The sequence below is a fragment of the Massilia agrisoli genome (assembly GCF_020831365.1).
In the GTDB taxonomy this organism is placed as follows: domain Bacteria; phylum Pseudomonadota; class Gammaproteobacteria; order Burkholderiales; family Burkholderiaceae_D; genus Telluria_A; species Telluria_A agrisoli.
Map to the genome: position 1 here is coordinate 240,120 of NZ_JAJHPV010000004.1, position 15,849 is coordinate 255,968.

Here is a 15,849-nt window from a genome sequence, read left to right on the forward strand (position 1 = left end):
ACGCGCTTACTTTTGAATCAGCGCCTTTGCCGCAGCGCTCAGCTGGTCGCGCAGCCATTTGTGCTCAGGCGCCTGGTGCACGCGCTCGTGCCACAGCTGGTAGAAGCGCATCGGCGGGAACTTGACCGGCACCGTGAAGGTCTTGAGCGGCAGCGTACGTTCATAGAAGCGGATGAACTGGCGCCCGGTGGTCAGCACCAGGTCGGTCTGCGTCAGCATGTACGGGATCAGGCCGAAGTAGGCCGATTCAACCGCGACGTTGCGGCGCATGCCCTCGCGCTCGAGAAAGGCGTCGATGACGCCGCGGTGGCCCGGCATCATCTGCGAAGGGGCGACGTGCGGCAGGCCGAGGTAGTCTTCGACCGTCATCGCATCGCTCGCGGTGCGCCGCGCGTAGGGAGCGTCGGCGCGCATGGTGCAGATGATCGGGTCCTCGAACAGCTTCGACATGTGCAGGTGCGGCGGCGGCTCGTCCCAGTTGGCGATGACAAGGTCCATGTCGCCGTCCGACAGCATGCGGACGTAGTCGACACCCGGGCCGAGGCTGTGGATCACCACACGGCTGTTGGGCGAGCCGCGCCGTAGCGCCGCCACCACGTTGGGCAGGAACTGGCTGTCCAGGTAGTCCGGCGCGGCGATGTTGAAAGTGCGCGCCTCCTGTTCGGGTATAAAGGGAGACTTCTTGACGAACAGGCTCTCGGTCTCGTCGAGGATGCGCTTGGCCGGCTTAAGCAGGCTCTCGCCGTGCTGGGTCGGGACCATGCCGCGCGCGCCGCGCACCAGCAGCGGGTCGCCGGTCAGTTCGCGCAGCTTGCGCAGCGAGGCCGAGATAGACGGCTGGGGCTGGTTGAGCTTGAGCGCGACCCGGGAAACATTCTTTTCGACCAGCAGCAAGTAGAGGATGCGGATCAGGTGCAAATCAAGGTGCTGGGGGAGGCCTGCCATGGGAAAACGTATATCAAATTGGTTATGTCGAATATACGCGATATTTCATGTGCCGGGAAAGGAAAGCGTTTATCTTCTGTAAATTCGCCGTACTATTGTCGTTGTTCCCGCAACAAGGAAACCCATGGAAGTTTTTGGACACCTGCTCCCCTACGGCCTCGACTGGCTCAACCTGCTGGTCCGGTGGCTGCACGTTATCACCGGCATCGCATGGATCGGCGCCTCCTTTTATTTCGTCTGGCTGGATAACACGATCCGCCCGCCGGCGCCGGGCTCCGAGCTCGCCAACAAGGGCGTGTCGGGCGAGCTGTGGGCGGTCCACGGCGGCGGCTTCTACAACCCGCAAAAATACCTGGTCGCGCCAGCCGAACTGCCGAAGGAACTCCACTGGTTCAAGTGGGAGGCGTATTCGACCTGGCTGTCCGGCTTCGCGCTGCTGACGATTGTTTACTACTTCAATGCGCAGGCAATGATGGTCGATACCGCGGTCGCCAACCTGACCAGCTGGCAGGCGATCGGCATCGGCCTTGGCAGCATTGTGCTGGGCTGGACCGTGTACGACCTGCTGTGCCGCTCGAAGCTTGGCCAGCATGACCTGGCGTTCGGCGTCGTGATCTTCGCGCTGCTGGTCGCGAGCGCGTATGTGCTGACCCATTACCTGAGCGGCCGCGCGGCTTACATCCACGTCGGCGCGATGATAGGCACGATGATGGTCGGGAACGTGCTGATGCTGATTATTCCGGGCCAGCGCAAGATGGTGAATGCGATGATGGCGGGGCAGAAGCCCGACCCGGTCCACGGCCTGAAAGCCAAGCAGCGCAGCGTGCATAACAACTACTTCACGCTGCCGGTATTGTTCATCATGATCAGCAACCACTACGCGATGACCTACCGCCATGAGCATGCCTGGGCGGTGCTTGGCGTGATCATGGCTGCGGGCGTGTTGATCCGCCACTTCTTCAACCTGCGCCACAAGGGACGCGTGGAGTGGAAATATCCGGCGGCCGGCGTGGCTTTGCTGGCCGCGCTGGCCATCGCTATCGCACCGAAAGCACCGGCCGCGCGTGACGCCGCTGCCGATCCGGCAGCGCAGTTTGCGGCTGTCCAGCAGATCATGACGCAGCGTTGCGTGTCGTGCCACTCGGCCGCGCCGACACAGCCCGGCTTTGCATCCGCGCCAGCCGGGGTCATGTTGCACGATGCCGCGCTGATCCGGCAGAACGCGGCCAAGATCTATGAACAGTCGGTGACGCTGAAAGCTATGCCGATCGGGAACCTCACCAACATGACGGACGCCGAACGCGCGCAGGTAGCGGCGTGGTTCGAAGCGGGCGCCAAATAGGAATCGATATGACGACACAAGAACAACTGACAGCATGGATCGACGAACACTTCGACGAAGAAGTGGCTTTCCTCCAGCAGGTGATTCGCGTTCCCACCGACACCCCGCCCGGCAACAACGCACCGCACGCGGACGCGGTGGCTGACATGGTGCAGGCGTTCGGATGGAACGCCGAGAAGCACGTGGTGCCTGCGCAGCTGGTGCGCGATTACGGCATGGAGAGCATCACCAACCTGATTGTACGCCGGCCGTACGATGAAGGGGGGCCGACCATCGCGCTCAACGCGCACGGCGACGTGGTGCCCCCGGGCGAAGGCTGGACCAAGCCGCCATATGGCGGCGTGGTGGAAGACGGCTACATCTACGGCCGCGCGGCGGCGGTGTCGAAGTGCGATTTCGCGACTTACATTTTCGCCGTGCGCGCGCTGGAAGCGCTGGGCGTCCCGCTGAAAGGCGGGGTGGAACTTCACTTCACGTATGACGAGGAGTTCGGCGGTTTGCTGGGGCCGGGCTGGCTGCTGGAGCAGAAGCTGACCAGGCCTGATTTCGTGATCGCGGCGGGGTTCAGCTATAACATCGTCACCGCGCATAACGCCTGCCTTCAGCTGGAGATTACCGTGCATGGCAAATCGGGCCACGGCGCGATGCCGGAAACCGGGCATGATGCGCTGCAGGCCGCGACGAAGATCCTGAATGCGATTTACGGGCAGCTGCCGGAGCTGAAGAAGATCAAATCGAAGGTGCCGGGTATCGATTCGCCAACCATGCTGGTGGGGCGCATCGATGGCGGCACCAACACCAACGTCGTGCCGGGCAAGGTGGTGATGAAGATGGACCGCCGCATGATCCCGGACGAAGATCCGGCCGCGGTTGAGGCGCAGGTGGTGGCCTTGATCGAGGATGCGGTGAAGGGCGAGCCGGGGATCCGCGTCGAGATTCGGCGCCTGCTGCTGTCGAATGCCCTGCGGCCCCTGCCGGAGGGCGAAAAGCTGGTGGCGGCGCTGCAGAAGCACGGCAGGGAAGTGATCGGCGAAGAGATCACGGCGCAGGGCACGCCGCTGTATGCGGACGCTCGCCTGTATGGCGAACATGGGATTCCGGCGGTGCTTTACGGCGCGGGGCCGCGTACGGTGCCGGAGTCGAATGCGAAGAAGGCTGATGAAAAGCTGGCGCTGGAGGACTTGCGCAAGGCGACGAAGGTGGTTGCGTTGACTCTGCTGGATTTCCTCGCGAAGTAGATTCTCCTGGCGGCGCCGTTCGGCGGATGACGCGCTTGCGCGCTCTTCCGCCCTACGCGTAGATGGCCACGGGAGGGTAGGGCGGATAAGCGTAGCGCATCCGCCGAACACCCCTCAATAAAAAAGGAGCCCTGCAAGGGCTCCTTCGTCTTACTTCTTCAGCGTCCGTTCGAACAGCTGGTAAATCCGGCGATACTGGTCATACCAGCTCTCCGGCTGCACAAACGCGTGCCGCTCCAGCGGGTAGCTGGCCATTTCCCAGTTGTCCTTCTTCAGCTCGATCAGGCGCTGTGCGATACGCACTGAGTCCTGGTAGAACACGTTGTCGTCGACCATGCCGTGCGAGATCAGCAGGTTGCCGCGCAGCTGGTCGGCGTACTCGATTGGCGACGACTTCTTGTACGCTTCAGGGTCCAGGTCCGGCGTATTCAAAATGTTCGACGTGTACTCGTGGTTGTACGTCGTCCAGTCAGTCACAGGCCGCAGCGCGGCGCCAGACTTGAACGAGTCCGGCGCGCGCATCAGCGCCATGAAGGTCATGAAGCCGCCATAGCTGCCGCCGTAAATGCCGACATTCTGCAGGTCGCCCTGGTGGTTCGCCGCCATCCAGTTGACGCCGTCGATGTAGTCTTCCAGCTCCGGATAGCCCATCTGGCGGTAGATCGCCGTGCGCCAGTCGCGTCCATAGCCCTTCGATGCGCGGTAGTCCATGTCCAGCACGATGTAGCCTTTTTCAACCAGCAGGTTGTGGAACATCTGTTCGCGGAAGTAGACCGGATAGCGCTTGCTGACGTTCTGCAGGTAGCCAGCGCCGTGCACGAACATCACGACCGGGTACTTCTTGCCTGGTTCGAGCGTGGCGGGGCGGTACAGCTTGGCCCAGATCGGCCCTGCGCCCTTGGTCGACGGTACGGCCACGTACTGCGGCTCGATCCACTTGCGCGCCTTGAATTCGGCGGTGCGGGTGTCGGTCAGCCTGGTGGCGGCGCCGCCCGAGGCAGGCACGGTGGCCAGCTGGATCGGCATGTAGCTTGACGAGTAACCGACCAGCAGCTTGCGCTGGTCTGGCGACAGCGTGAAATGCTCGACGCCTTCCAGCGAAGTCGCTTCGCGCAGCGCGCCGTCCTTGGCTGACACCGCGCACACTTCGTAGGTGCCCGGGTTCTTCGGATTGCACAGCATGTAGGCGCTGGAACCATCCGAGGTCCACTGCACGCGCGTGGCCTCCCAGTTGCCGCGGGTGAGCGCGCGCACCGCGTTTGCCGCGTTCATCGTGTACAGGTGCGAGTAGCCGGTTTCTTCCGACAGGAACCACAGCGTGCTGTTATCGGCCAGCCAGCCGAAGTCGTTGTTGCCCGAGTTGACCCATGCGGTGTCGCTCTGGCGGTGCACAGGATTGAGCTTGATGCCGGCCAGGTCGACCTTGGCGATCCAGCGGTCCTTGTTGTCGACCGCGCGCAGCATCACGGCGGCCTGCGCGCCGTTGGCGCTCCAGCGGATGCTTTCGCCGTCGTCATCGACACGCACTGTGCGGTTGCCCTTGAGCGGGTCGACCTTTTGCGCCTTGCGCAGCTCGGCCAGGGGATCGGTCGCCACGCCCGGCAGCACGTCGAACGACAGCTCGTGCACCTTGCGGGTCTTCAGGTCGACCAGCTTGAGCGCATGGGCGAGCGGCAGGTTGCGGCCGACGCGCGGGCGCTGGTCGTCGAATTCTTCGTAGCCCGACTCGGTGATATAGCGCGGCATTTTGCCGACGCGGCCCTTGTCGGCGCTTTTTGGCGCGGTCACGGCCAGCAGCCAGCGGCCGTCCGGCGACAGGGCGCTGCCATCGATAACGACCTTATCGCCCAGGTAGACCGGGCCGGGCGCACGCGTCAGGTCGGCGCGGCGTTCTTCTTCGGTGCGGTCGCGCGCGGCGTCGCGGTCGTCCTTCTGGCGCTTGAGGGTCGAGATCAGGCGCAGCTGCATCGCGCGCAGTGCGTCGTCGTCCGGCGCCGCTGCCGGGTCCTTCTCGGCGCGCAGGCGCACCACTGGCGAGACCAGCCGGTCGGCCCGGCTCCAGCTCAGCCATTCATGGCCGACGCGGAATTGCACGCTGGCGCCGTCGGACGAATACTGGGGCGCGGCCAGGCCTGTGCTGCCGCGGGTGATCTGGGTTAGCACGCCGGATTTGAGGTCGCGCTCGAACAAATCGCCGTTGCGCAGCAGGATGGCGCGCGTGCGGTCGCGGTTGTAGGTGACGTTGGGGCCGTCCATGTTCGACAGTTCCGCGTCGCCAATGCGGCGCGGCTTGCCGGGCACGGCCTGGAAGGTGTCGCGCAACTGCGAACCGGTGCGCTTTTGCTTATAGAACACTTGCTTGCCGTCCCAGCTCCACCATGCGTCTTCCGCAGGGGTGCCGATCCAGTCGGGGTGGGACATGGCCTGGTCGAGGCTGATGGGGGTATAGGCTGCGGCGGGGATTGCCCAGACTGCAGCAAGTAAGGGGAGTGCGAAGAGACGCATTTGTCCTGGCTGGTAAGGTTGGGACGGCTTGTGCCGTCGGGGAAGTTGCCGGGGCACATTCTAGCGTACTGCCATGCGCAGCGGGTATGGATGCCGGCGCCCCGGGGGCGCAAACAAAAAGGGCGGGAACCATGCAGGTCCCGCCCTTTGGGTAGCTAAAGTAGGGTGGCTTATTGAACGCGCTTCTTGCGGGCGGCGAAGAGGCCGAGCAGGCCAAGTCCCGCCAGCGCCAGCGAGCCAGGTTCGGGGATATCGGTTTCAGTTGGCGGTACGCCGTCGTCCGGGAGGACCCCGCCGAAGCCGAAATGGCTGAGGCGCGTGATGTTGCAAGACGTTAGGTCAGGCGTCTTCGGGGTCTTCGGCGGGATCGCGTCAGGAATGTAGCAGTTGCCGCCGCCGGTCAGGAAATTGACCTGGGCATCGGTCCAGACGAGCTTTGTGTTGCCGACAGCGCCGTCGTTTTTGAAGAAGAAGTGCGTATGCTGGTTGGTCGTCCCGGTACCGAATTTCAACACGAAGTATCCCGGGGTGGCCAGGCCGACGTCGATAAACCATTGACCGTTGGCGCCGACGGCCACGCCAGCGGCGGAAAGCTGGGTGCGGGTGAGGGTTGCGTCGTCGGCGTAGGCACGCAGCGCCTCGACTTCATCGTCGCCCGAATTAGCCAGCGTAGCCGAACCGAGAAGTGTGTCGACTGAATAGATTGGAGCGGCAAGGGCGAGCGGCGAAACCACGCCTGCAAACGCGAGCAATGCGCCCGCAATGTAACTGCTGATAAATTTGCAAGGTTTTTTGTTGACAGACATGGTGGATCCCCTGTTTGGAATTTTTCGGAATGCGTATGCCTGCAATAAGCAATTCCTATGCCAGCGCTCCCAAGTCATTGATTTAAATCAATTTCAATTTCCCATTTGCATCTTTTACGCGATGACTGTAAAGATTTTCGACAGCAGCAAAAAAAAGCGAGGCTAAAAAGCCTCGCCCTTGCACGACGCGTCAACCCCAACATTACTTCTTGAGGCTCCTGCGGCTAAACCACAGTCCCAGCATGCCCAGGCCGGCAAGTGCGACGGAACCTGGCTCAGGAACTTCAGTCGGAGGCCCGCCACCGTCATCATCCGCAATCAGGAAGTGGCTCAGACGGCCGATGTTGCAGGCGTTCTGATTGTTCGCGCCACAATCGCCGCCGGTCAGGAAATTAACCTGGTCGTTGGTCCAGACGAGCTTGGTCAACTCGGCGATGTTCTCGAAGAAATAGTGGCTATCAGTGACCCCGGTTCCGCCAGTGCCGAATTTGAGCATGAAATAACCTGGCTCATCCGGTGCAACGTCGATGTACCACTGGCCTTCATCGTCGAGGGCGATCAGGGCGGGATTTTCCGTGTCCACCTTCTCGATCAAGTCGAGCTCAGGATCACCGACCAGGTCGCGCAGGTAGTCCATTTCATCGTTAACGCTGGAGTTTCCGAGATTCGCCGAGCCAAGAAGCATGTCCGCCGTATACATCGGTTCAGCAATGGCAGTCGATGAAAACATACTGCCAATAACTAATGCTGTTCCGGCGATAACACTCTTTGTAATTTTGCTAGTGTTAATTAATGAAAACATGATATTTCCCCTAGGGTTGAAATCAAAATAACGGTGAGGCCGTAAATATTAAGCATTTCCTGTTCCATGTCACCTAAGTATTTGATTTTGCTCAAACTTTATTATTAATGTGCCAGATTGCTAATAAAGGCTGTAAAGCCCTTCGACATATTGTTAGCAAATGTAATTAATATGTATCAAGCTGTTGCACGGATATATCATTTCGGTTCCGAAAGTTATTGCCCTAGGTAATTAACTGAGGTACAGTAACTGCTCTGTAAAAGGCAAACCCCTCTAAAGAGGGGGACGCAAAGTCAACGGTCTAAAGGGTCGTTTTTCCCCATGACGGCAGGACTGCCAGGCAAAATCGGGCGCATTCGTTGCGCGGCGGGACCGCATTCGCACGCGGCACGCACTGGTTTGTTTAGCAATCCTGTTCATTAACTATTAGACAGGATTGTTTTCATGTTCTTTACCTCTTCCTTCTCCCTCTTCCCACTACGCGCATCCGTTCTGGCGGTTGCCTGCGCCAGCGCTCTCGCAGCCCAAACCGCGGTTGCCGCGAAGCCTTCTGAACCCGGAGTGGACGATTTCGTACGCGGTCGGATTTTGATCGAAGTCAAGCCAGGGTTGTCGCCCGAGTCGCTCGACAAACTCGTCAAACCACATGGCGGCAAGGCCAAGAAGATCGGTCAGAGTAACCTGCACATCATCGAGCTGCCGGCCAACGCGTCGGAAGTGGCGATCCTCAAACAGCTGGAGCATCGCCCGGAGTTCAAGTTCGCCGAGCTGGACCGCATCGTCGAGAGCGCGATGGCGGTCAATGACCCGTACATCGGCAGCGCATGGCACATCAACAAGATCGGCGCCAATACGGCCTGGGATTCGACCCGCGGCACCGGCGTGACCATCGCCATCCTCGACTCCGGCATGGAGCTGAGCCATCCCGACCTCAAGCCAAACCTGGTCGCCGGCCGCAATATCTATAACAACAATACCGACGTGTCCGACATCTGCGGCCACGGTACGGCGGTGGGCGGCGCCGCCGCTGCGGCGTCGAACAACGGTCTCGGCGTCGCCGGCGTTGCCGGTACCTCGAAAATCATGCCGCTGCGCATCGCGTACTGGAACACGACGTACAACTCCTGCTACGCGTCGTACAGCACGATTGCAAGTGGCATCACCTACGCAGCCGACAACGGCGCGCGGGTGGCCAACGTCAGCTATGCTCGTGTCCACAGCAGCTCGTCAGTATTGAGTGCTTCACGCTATATGAAGAGCAAAGGCGGCCTGGTTTTTGTAGCTGCTGGTAACTCCAACATCGACGAGAAGATTACCGCGGATCCGGCATTGATTGTGGTCTCGTCCACGACGAGCTCCGATACACGGTCGAGCTTCTCCAGCTATGGCTCGGCAGTGTCGCTGGCAGCTCCGGGCAGCGGCATCTGGACCACCGGCACCAACGGTAGCTACCGGACTGCAAACGGTACGTCGTTCGCGGCACCGGTTGCCGCCGGTGTGGCAGCGATGATGATGTCGGCGCGCCCGGATTTGAGCCCTGACACGATCCAGTCCTTGATGTACAAGACTGCGGTTGACCTCGGTTCTGCGGGACGTGATATTTACTACGGCTATGGCCGTGTGAATGCGGCCGCAGCGGTTTACGCAGCGAAGAGCTACGGCGGCACGGCAGACATTACCAAGCCAACGGCATCGATTTCGGCGCCGCTGGGCAGCGCGACGGTATCGGGCAACGTTGCCGTCAACGCGAGTGCTTCCGATAACGTGGGCGTGTCCCGCGTTGAGCTGAAAGCCAACGGCACCGTGGTTGCCGTCGACAGTGCCGCTCCGTACAGCTTCAGCTGGAATTCGACCGGTGTGGCCAACGGCATGGCGAACCTGGTGGCCGTTGCCTACGATGCTGCAGGCAACGCTGGAACCTCGAGCACCGTCGCGGTGAACGTCGCCAACACGACCTCGTCGGGGACGACTACGACCGCCGACACGATCAAGCCGACGGTCACGATCACCAATCCAGTCGCTGGCAATGTCTCGGGTACGGTCACCATCAGTGTCAGTGCCAGCGACAACCGCGACGTGTCCGGCCTTCGCCTGCAGCTGCTGACCGATGGCGTGCTGCGTGCCTACGGCACCGGCGGCTCGCTGTCCTGGCGCTGGGAAGCGCACAAGTACACCGCCGGCGCGCATACGCTGAAGGCGACCGCCAAGGACAAGGCCGGTAACCTGTCCGAGACCACGGTCATTGTCAACGTGGTCAAGTAAGCGGGACCGCAATCGCGCGGCGTAGGCTGCGGTGCTGGGCAGGGGGCAAAAGCCTCCTGCCCATATTTTTTTATCGGCTGTAAACGACAAAACCCGGAACTGGCCTTGTGGACCAGTTCCGGGTTTCTTTTCAACTGCACCTGGCAGCGAACGCTCCCGGCCGTTGAACGCAATCGACAGCGATGGCGCTGCGATCAGCCAGCCCTTGCGGCTGGCCGCTTCCTACGCTGCCGACTTCGCGCCGGACTTGTACTCAAAACGGAAGAACATGACGATGCGCACAACCATCGCGACAGCGGCAATTGCGCCAGGCAGGAAACCGAGCATTTCCATGATCAGCCCCGCCCAGCCAGGTTGCGCAGCTCGGCTGCCAGCGACGGCGAGATGTTTTCGCAGTCGCGTGCCATGGCGAACAGTTGCATGCGGCTCTTTTGCATGGCGCGGGCGGAACTGAGGTCCGGCTGGACGACTTCCTGCGCGACGTATTGACGTTCTTGTGCGGCGAACAGGGCTGCGGCAAAGGCGCGCGCGGCGCGGGCGACATCGGCGAAGTAGTCGCGCAGGCTGTCGTTAGCGTGGAAAGTTGCGGTAGTCATCTGAAACTCCTGTAAATGCATGTGTTGTTGCAGTGCAGTATAAGAGAGTCTGAGCTATAAGGAAAATTTTGATTTCTGATGTGGGCCATTCAAATAGCGAATATCACGCATAATATACGCATGAGCTCATCAGCGATAGTGATGAGGGGTATTTGATTGCCGCATGGAAATAATGGCAAGGCCATGTCCCGCCAGATTGCTGGCGCAGTCCGGCTCCGCCTGTCCCGCGCGGCGCCGGACTGGCCGCGCTAGCGCAACACTTCCTTGCAGTGGCCGCCGTTACTGGCGCGCGAACGGGTGCCCACTGCCTCGTTCCCGAACAGGGGCAGGTCGAGATAGTGGCGTTCGGTTGCCGGGACGGCGATGATGTAGCCCTGGGTTTCAAGCCGGTGGCGCAGCACGACCTGGGCCACGAACACTGGCGCGAGCACCCGTTGCGCCTTGCGCTTGCCCAGGTCGAGGTAGCCGAAGCGCATCGTTTGCGACGCGATCACATCGCCCGGCAGCCTCTCCTTCGCGTTGCCCAGCAAGCTGGCAAGCCTGGCGGCGACCTGCCGCGCGGCCAGTTCCGGCGCGATGATGGCCGCGTTGTCGAGCTTCTCGGACACCGCGGGGCGAATCCGCACGGACAATGCATCGAGCCTGGCGTCGCCGGCGAGCGTCAGGGCGACCGAGGCGCCGCCCAGCACCGGTATGCCGGCGATGGCATGGCGCCATGCCCCGGTGACCCGGAACAGCACCGGTTCGGAAGCGCGCGCGTTGCGGTCCGCTCCCTGTCCCTTGGACTGGAACAGCCGCTCGAAGGCAAGGCTGCCGTTGTCGCCGGCCCAGTCGCGGATGTTCAGCCGCTGCGCCGCTTCGGTGACCAGGCGCGTCAGCTGTTCACGGTCCCTGGCCTGCTCGAACGGCGCCTGCAAAGGCGCGATCCCGGCGCTGAACTGCAGCGCGCCGGAGGCGTGGTAGATGACGGCGCGCGCGCCGCCGGCCAGCTGGACCACCGTGCGGTCGTCACGCGTGACGGGGTGAAGGTGGTCATTCGAGCAGGCGTCGGCCTCGTGGATCAGGGTGATGAAGCGGTTGGCGCGGGTGCGCACCTCGTCCTGGGTGAAGGGACGCAGCGCCAGCACGTCGGCGCGGTTGGGCAGCTGGCCTTCGCAGGCGGAGGCCAGGCTGTCGATCAGGCTTTGCTCGTTCATGATTTAACCCTCCGTCCAGTACCACAGGATGCAGGCCTGCTGGGCCGGCGCCAGGTCGGCATCGACATTGCCATGCCCCCACAGGTGGTCGCGGTTCAGGTACGACAGGTCCCAGCGGATGTTGCCGTTGTTCCAGGTCGCGGCGTTCCCCACGCACACGGTGATCGGATGGTTGTCCACCCACCAGTCGGACACGCCGTTGTGCCAGGCCTGGTGGACGGTGTCGCCGTCGGTCAGGTTGTCGGCCACGTCTTCGCCGCACTCGTCGGTCGTGATGCCGTCCCACATGGTTTCCCACGCGCCGCAGTAGATGTGCATGCGGGCGAAGATGTTCCACAGTCCGGTGACGCGGTTGCGGTTCACGGTCTCGCAGGAGTAGGCCATCACCCATTCGTTGTTCCAGTCCTCGCCCAGCTGCCAGCGGTTCGAGTAGGTGCGCCATTCGGTCTGCGGCGTGTCGTAGAGCATGCGGGCGCGGCCGTCTTCCTCGTGGCCGCCGTGCGTCTCCTGCCAGTACAGGTCGACGTCATCGACCCAGTTGCGGTCGCCGCCACCCTGGTCGGCATCGCGGATGTCGTTCTCCCAACAGTCCGTATTGGCCCAATAGAACGCTCGCGTATGGCCCGCGGACCGCAAGGTTGAATCGAAACCGTTACTCCGGTTGAAGGTATAGGTCAGATCTCCGGCTGTGCTCACGCCTGCGGCGCGCGCATGACTGAAGTATCGGATCGCTTCTACTCCGAACCTTGCCATGGCAATCTCCTTGTCGACGGTGGATGTGCGCCCGTTTCGCGGCGCAGCTGTCCTTACAGTAGCGGCCTCGACAGGGCGGACACTGTCGTAGATCATCTGCTGTGAGATGGCGGCGCCGGAAATTGGAGGCGCCTCAGCCCGGGCCTGTTGGCCAGGCAAGGTAGCACGCTGGCCCGTAGCGGACGCCACGCAAGTTATCGTGCCGGCTACCGCTATTCGATCCAGAAAAGCCGCGACTAGAAGCGCAACGCCAGTGTGATCGTCAAGTAGTCGCAGCCGAACAGGTCGGCAAGTTTCCGGAGAAGCAGGTGGCCGACCGGGAATGGTGGGTACCCGCGGCGGGCGGCGAGGGCAAGTTCGCCCCAATGCGCGTCGGAAAAAACCAATTGTGTTAGCGCGACTTTCCGTACTACAGTTGGTAATTCAATAGGAAAAAGTAACCCTCAACTAGGTGTCAAGAGCGGTAAGCGCGTGGTGACGCGCGATACTCGCGCACGATATCAGGGCGGAAGAATTGGGTAACGGGAGGCATCGTAGCTTGTAACTGATGCCTTATGTAGTGCATGGCGCGCCAAGACAATGAGCTTTTTTGATATGAACAACTCGAGTGAAATTTTTCAGCATGAGGTGCAGCGCAAGCTCGGACGATGCATTCTTCGGCTTCAACAGTACGAGCGTCTCATGAAAGCAATGGTCGCAGGCATGGAAGTGAAAGGTCCGCTTGAACACCTTCAAACCGTTCGCGCCAGGCAGGAGGCCGGCGTCAGCGACAAGAGTCTGGGGACATTGGTGAGGCTGTTCACCAGCGGCCATCTGGCTCCCGCGACGTCAAAACGTGAGGCCAAACCAAGCGAGACCAGCTTTGGCGGCCAATCTGCTGATGTCGCTTCGGCCAGCATGCGCTTCACTATCTCGATGTCGCCCGAGCGCCATGCGCAAACGAAGGAGGGGCTGGCCGAACTGGTTGCGCTGCGCAATGACCTGGTCCACCACCTCATCGAGCGTTTCGACATCTCCGACGAGAAGGGCTGCCGCGCTGCAACCACTCACCTCGAAAGCTGCTACGAGAAAATTGATGGGCACTGCGAACGGCTGAAGTCCTGGGCCACCGGCCTAGCTGAGGACCAAGCGCTGATGTCGTCGTTCATCCAAACAAAGTCCTTCGAGGATGCTTTAGTACACGGTATCAACCATGATGGCACCGTGTGCTGGCCGCGGGCCACGATAGTCGAATGCTTGCGCGAAGCAGAGACGGTTTGCCGGATAGATGGCTGGACCTCCCTTAGTGCTGCGATAGCACTTATATCGACGGAAAATCGAGACCAGATACCCCGCCGATATGGCTGCAAGACATGGCGCCAGATCTTATGGAAATCTGGGCTTTTTGAACTCCGGAGTGTCACCGACCCAACTGGCAAAAGAAGACAGACCTGGTATCGGAGTCCAACGGGGCAACGCTGAGACGAGACGCCCCCCGCTGACGAGTGGATCTGGGGTTGTCTCCGTAGCGGATTGAACGGCTAGCAGGCGTGGGGTGCCCGTCACGTTGCAGAGAATAATGACGTTTTTCTTTGGCTTGAGAACGAGATAACAATGGGTTTTCCAATTTCGAGATGTACGTGTTCCAGCTGTGGCAAGGTAGAACCAGGATGGATTTGGTCACCTCGGCGGATGTATCAGCTCGAGCATGGGGTGCGGATTGCCGTCAACTATTGTTATGGCTGGTGTTCTAGTTGCGATGGAATTCAACATGTTGAAGACTTGACTATGGCCGATGCGATGGCATCACTGCGAAGGCTTTCAACTAGCCTTAGGTCGGCATCAACGCGGCGGGGATGGTTCACAAGAAAAGTTGTTCGCCGCTCCTTTCATAAACTTGATGACGGTTCCTCGATTGCTCATGAGACGAGCACTGCCGACTTGCATGAGATGGGTGAGGTCATCGAATCTGCTTACGAACGGATTAACTTTCTGTTAAGCAGAACCACCCCTCCTCGCTGTCTGAAATGCGGTAGTCAGAATCTAAGCAGGTTAACTGTTGTGGTGGATAGTGAAACCGGCGAAACGCAGGGATGGAAACACCACGGCTGCGATGGAGTATTTCTTATTTCAGTGATTGGCCACTGGAATCTCGGGGCTAGCAAAGTGAGACTTGTATACGACCATGACGGCGTCTTTTCTCATGAAGAACCCGGCGCATCTGAACGGTAACGACATCGACCCGAAAGCTGCGCCCGGGGAGATTCTGGTCGGGGTGAGAGGATTCGAACCTCCGGCCTCTGCGTCCCGAACGCAGCGCTCTACCAGGCTGAGCCACACCCCGACGGGTAGTAGATGTACTGATATGCAACGCTTAAATTCTAAAAACGCTAGTGGTTCCTGTCAACAGCGAAGGCACAGAGCTGGAGCAAGCTTTGTTTATATGGGCTTTCCGGCAGGCTTGAGATAGCGTCTGCCGCGCGCTTGGCGGCAACTTCCGCTTCCCGGCGGGTGTAGTCGAGGGCGCCGCTGGTGGTGATGGCCGACAGGATCGCGTCGAAATGCTGCTCGTCGCCTTGCTCGATGCAATTGCGCACCAGTTCGCGCTGTTCCGGCGTGCCGGTTTCCATCAGGTAGATCAGCGGCAGCGTAGGCTTGCCTTCGCGCAGGTCGTCGCCGACGTTCTTGCCGATTTCCGCGGCATCGCCCGCATAGTCGAGCACGTCGTCGATCAGCTGGAAGGCCGTGCCGAGCGAGCGGCCGTATTCGCCCGCCGCATCGATCTCCGCATCGGTCGCGCCCGAGATCAGCGCGCCCAGCTGGGCCGCCGCCTCGAACAGCTTGGCCGTCTTCGAGCGGATGACTTTCAGGTAGCTTTCCTGGGTGACGTCCGGGTCGTGCATGTTCAGCAGCTGCAACACTTCGCCTTCGGCAATTACGTTGGTAGCGTCCGACAGGATCTGCATCACCCGCATATTGTTCAGGCCGACCATCATCTGGAACGAGCGCGAGTACAAGAAGTCGCCCACCAGCACCGATGCCGCGTTGCCGAACAGCGCGTTGGCCGTCTGGCGCCCACGCCGCATCGACGATTCGTCGACGACGTCGTCATGCAGCAAAGTTGCTGTATGGATAAACTCGACCACGGCCGCCAGCTCATGGTGCGCCGAACCTTTGTAGCCGTAGGCGTTGGCAACGAGCAGCACCAGCACTGGCCTGATGCGCTTGCCGCCGGCACTGATGATGTATTCCGCAATCTGGTTCACCAGGGTGACTTCGGAATGCAGGCGTTCACGGATCACCTTGTTAACCGCCTCCATGTCTGGAGCGATCGAATGGGCAATGTTGTTCTGTTGTGGGGTAGCGGCGGACAAGGCGGACCTGCATTGGACGTTAGGTGTGGGGATTATACGACAAGCACGCGA

At 60.9% G+C, this 15,849-nt stretch carries 12 protein-coding genes, 1 tRNA gene and 1 riboswitch; of the genes, 4 read left to right on the forward strand and 9 right to left on the reverse strand.

The window, feature by feature from the left end; genetic code table 11:
- Window positions 1–6: 6 nt before the first annotated feature.
- Window positions 7–945, reverse strand: a complete 939-nt coding sequence (locus tag LMJ30_RS02495) for a LysR substrate-binding domain-containing protein (protein ID WP_229430759.1) — start codon at window positions 943–945, stop codon at window positions 7–9.
- A 124-nt stretch (window positions 946–1,069) separates the two neighbouring features.
- Between LMJ30_RS02495 and LMJ30_RS02500 the strand changes: the two genes are divergently transcribed.
- Both LMJ30_RS02500 and LMJ30_RS02505 read left to right on the forward strand, forming a co-directional pair.
- Entirely contained in the window at window positions 1,070–2,287 is a 1,218-nt protein-coding gene (locus LMJ30_RS02500) for a urate hydroxylase PuuD (RefSeq protein WP_229430760.1), read from the forward strand.
- 8 nt (window positions 2,288–2,295) lie between these two features.
- Window positions 2,296–3,525: an ArgE/DapE family deacylase gene (locus tag LMJ30_RS02505; protein ID WP_229430761.1), complete on the forward strand. Its 1,230-nt coding sequence runs from the start codon at window positions 2,296–2,298 to the stop codon at window positions 3,523–3,525.
- Between the two features lie 150 nt (window positions 3,526–3,675).
- Here LMJ30_RS02505 and LMJ30_RS02510 read toward each other — a convergent pair whose 3' ends face one another.
- From LMJ30_RS02510 to LMJ30_RS02520, 3 genes are all read right to left on the reverse strand, one after another.
- Complete coding sequence (locus tag LMJ30_RS02510) at window positions 3,676–5,946, reverse strand: S9 family peptidase (RefSeq protein WP_371872962.1); 2,271 nt, start codon at window positions 5,944–5,946, stop codon at window positions 3,676–3,678.
- A gap of 254 nt (window positions 5,947–6,200) precedes the next feature.
- Window positions 6,201–6,881, reverse strand: coding sequence for a PEP-CTERM sorting domain-containing protein (locus tag LMJ30_RS02515; protein WP_229430763.1), 681 nt, complete (start codon window positions 6,879–6,881; stop codon window positions 6,201–6,203).
- Between the two features lie 157 nt (window positions 6,882–7,038).
- Window positions 7,039–7,638 (reverse strand): PEP-CTERM sorting domain-containing protein, encoded by a 600-nt coding sequence (locus LMJ30_RS02520; RefSeq protein WP_229430764.1) that lies wholly within the window; start codon window positions 7,636–7,638, stop codon window positions 7,039–7,041.
- A gap of 252 nt (window positions 7,639–7,890) precedes the next feature.
- Window positions 7,891–7,979: riboswitch (cyclic di-GMP riboswitch) on the forward strand.
- A 220-nt stretch (window positions 7,980–8,199) separates the two neighbouring features.
- Here LMJ30_RS02520 and LMJ30_RS02525 point away from each other — a divergent pair.
- Window positions 8,200–9,900: a S8 family serine peptidase gene (locus LMJ30_RS02525; RefSeq protein ID WP_229430765.1), complete on the forward strand. Its 1,701-nt coding sequence runs from the start codon at window positions 8,200–8,202 to the stop codon at window positions 9,898–9,900.
- 335 nt (window positions 9,901–10,235) lie between these two features.
- On the opposite strand, the gene LMJ30_RS02530 is transcribed toward LMJ30_RS02525, so the two are convergent.
- The 3 genes from LMJ30_RS02530 to LMJ30_RS02540 form a co-directional block, all read right to left on the reverse strand.
- The gene (locus tag LMJ30_RS02530) at window positions 10,236–10,496 is read right to left on the reverse strand and encodes a hypothetical protein (RefSeq protein WP_229430766.1); all 261 of its coding nucleotides are present in this window, start codon (window positions 10,494–10,496) and stop codon (window positions 10,236–10,238) included.
- 248 nt (window positions 10,497–10,744) lie between these two features.
- Window positions 10,745–11,692, reverse strand: a complete 948-nt coding sequence (locus tag LMJ30_RS02535; RefSeq protein ID WP_229430767.1) for a hypothetical protein — start codon at window positions 11,690–11,692, stop codon at window positions 10,745–10,747.
- Window positions 11,693–11,695: 3 nt separating this feature from the next.
- Window positions 11,696–12,445, reverse strand: a complete 750-nt coding sequence (locus LMJ30_RS02540; RefSeq protein ID WP_229430768.1) for a DUF6345 domain-containing protein — start codon at window positions 12,443–12,445, stop codon at window positions 11,696–11,698.
- A gap of 579 nt (window positions 12,446–13,024) precedes the next feature.
- Between LMJ30_RS02540 and LMJ30_RS02545 the strand changes: the two genes are divergently transcribed.
- Window positions 13,025–13,906, forward strand: a complete 882-nt coding sequence (locus LMJ30_RS02545; RefSeq protein WP_229430769.1) for an OST-HTH/LOTUS domain-containing protein — start codon at window positions 13,025–13,027, stop codon at window positions 13,904–13,906.
- 785 nt (window positions 13,907–14,691) lie between these two features.
- Here the strand turns inward: LMJ30_RS02545 and LMJ30_RS02550 are convergent.
- Together LMJ30_RS02550 and ispB are read right to left on the reverse strand one after the other, a co-directional pair.
- Window positions 14,692–14,768, reverse strand: a tRNA-Pro gene (locus tag LMJ30_RS02550).
- A gap of 46 nt (window positions 14,769–14,814) precedes the next feature.
- Window positions 14,815–15,798, reverse strand: coding sequence for an octaprenyl diphosphate synthase (ispB, locus tag LMJ30_RS02555; RefSeq protein WP_267869516.1), 984 nt, complete (start codon window positions 15,796–15,798; stop codon window positions 14,815–14,817).
- Window positions 15,799–15,849: the final 51 nt, after the last annotated feature.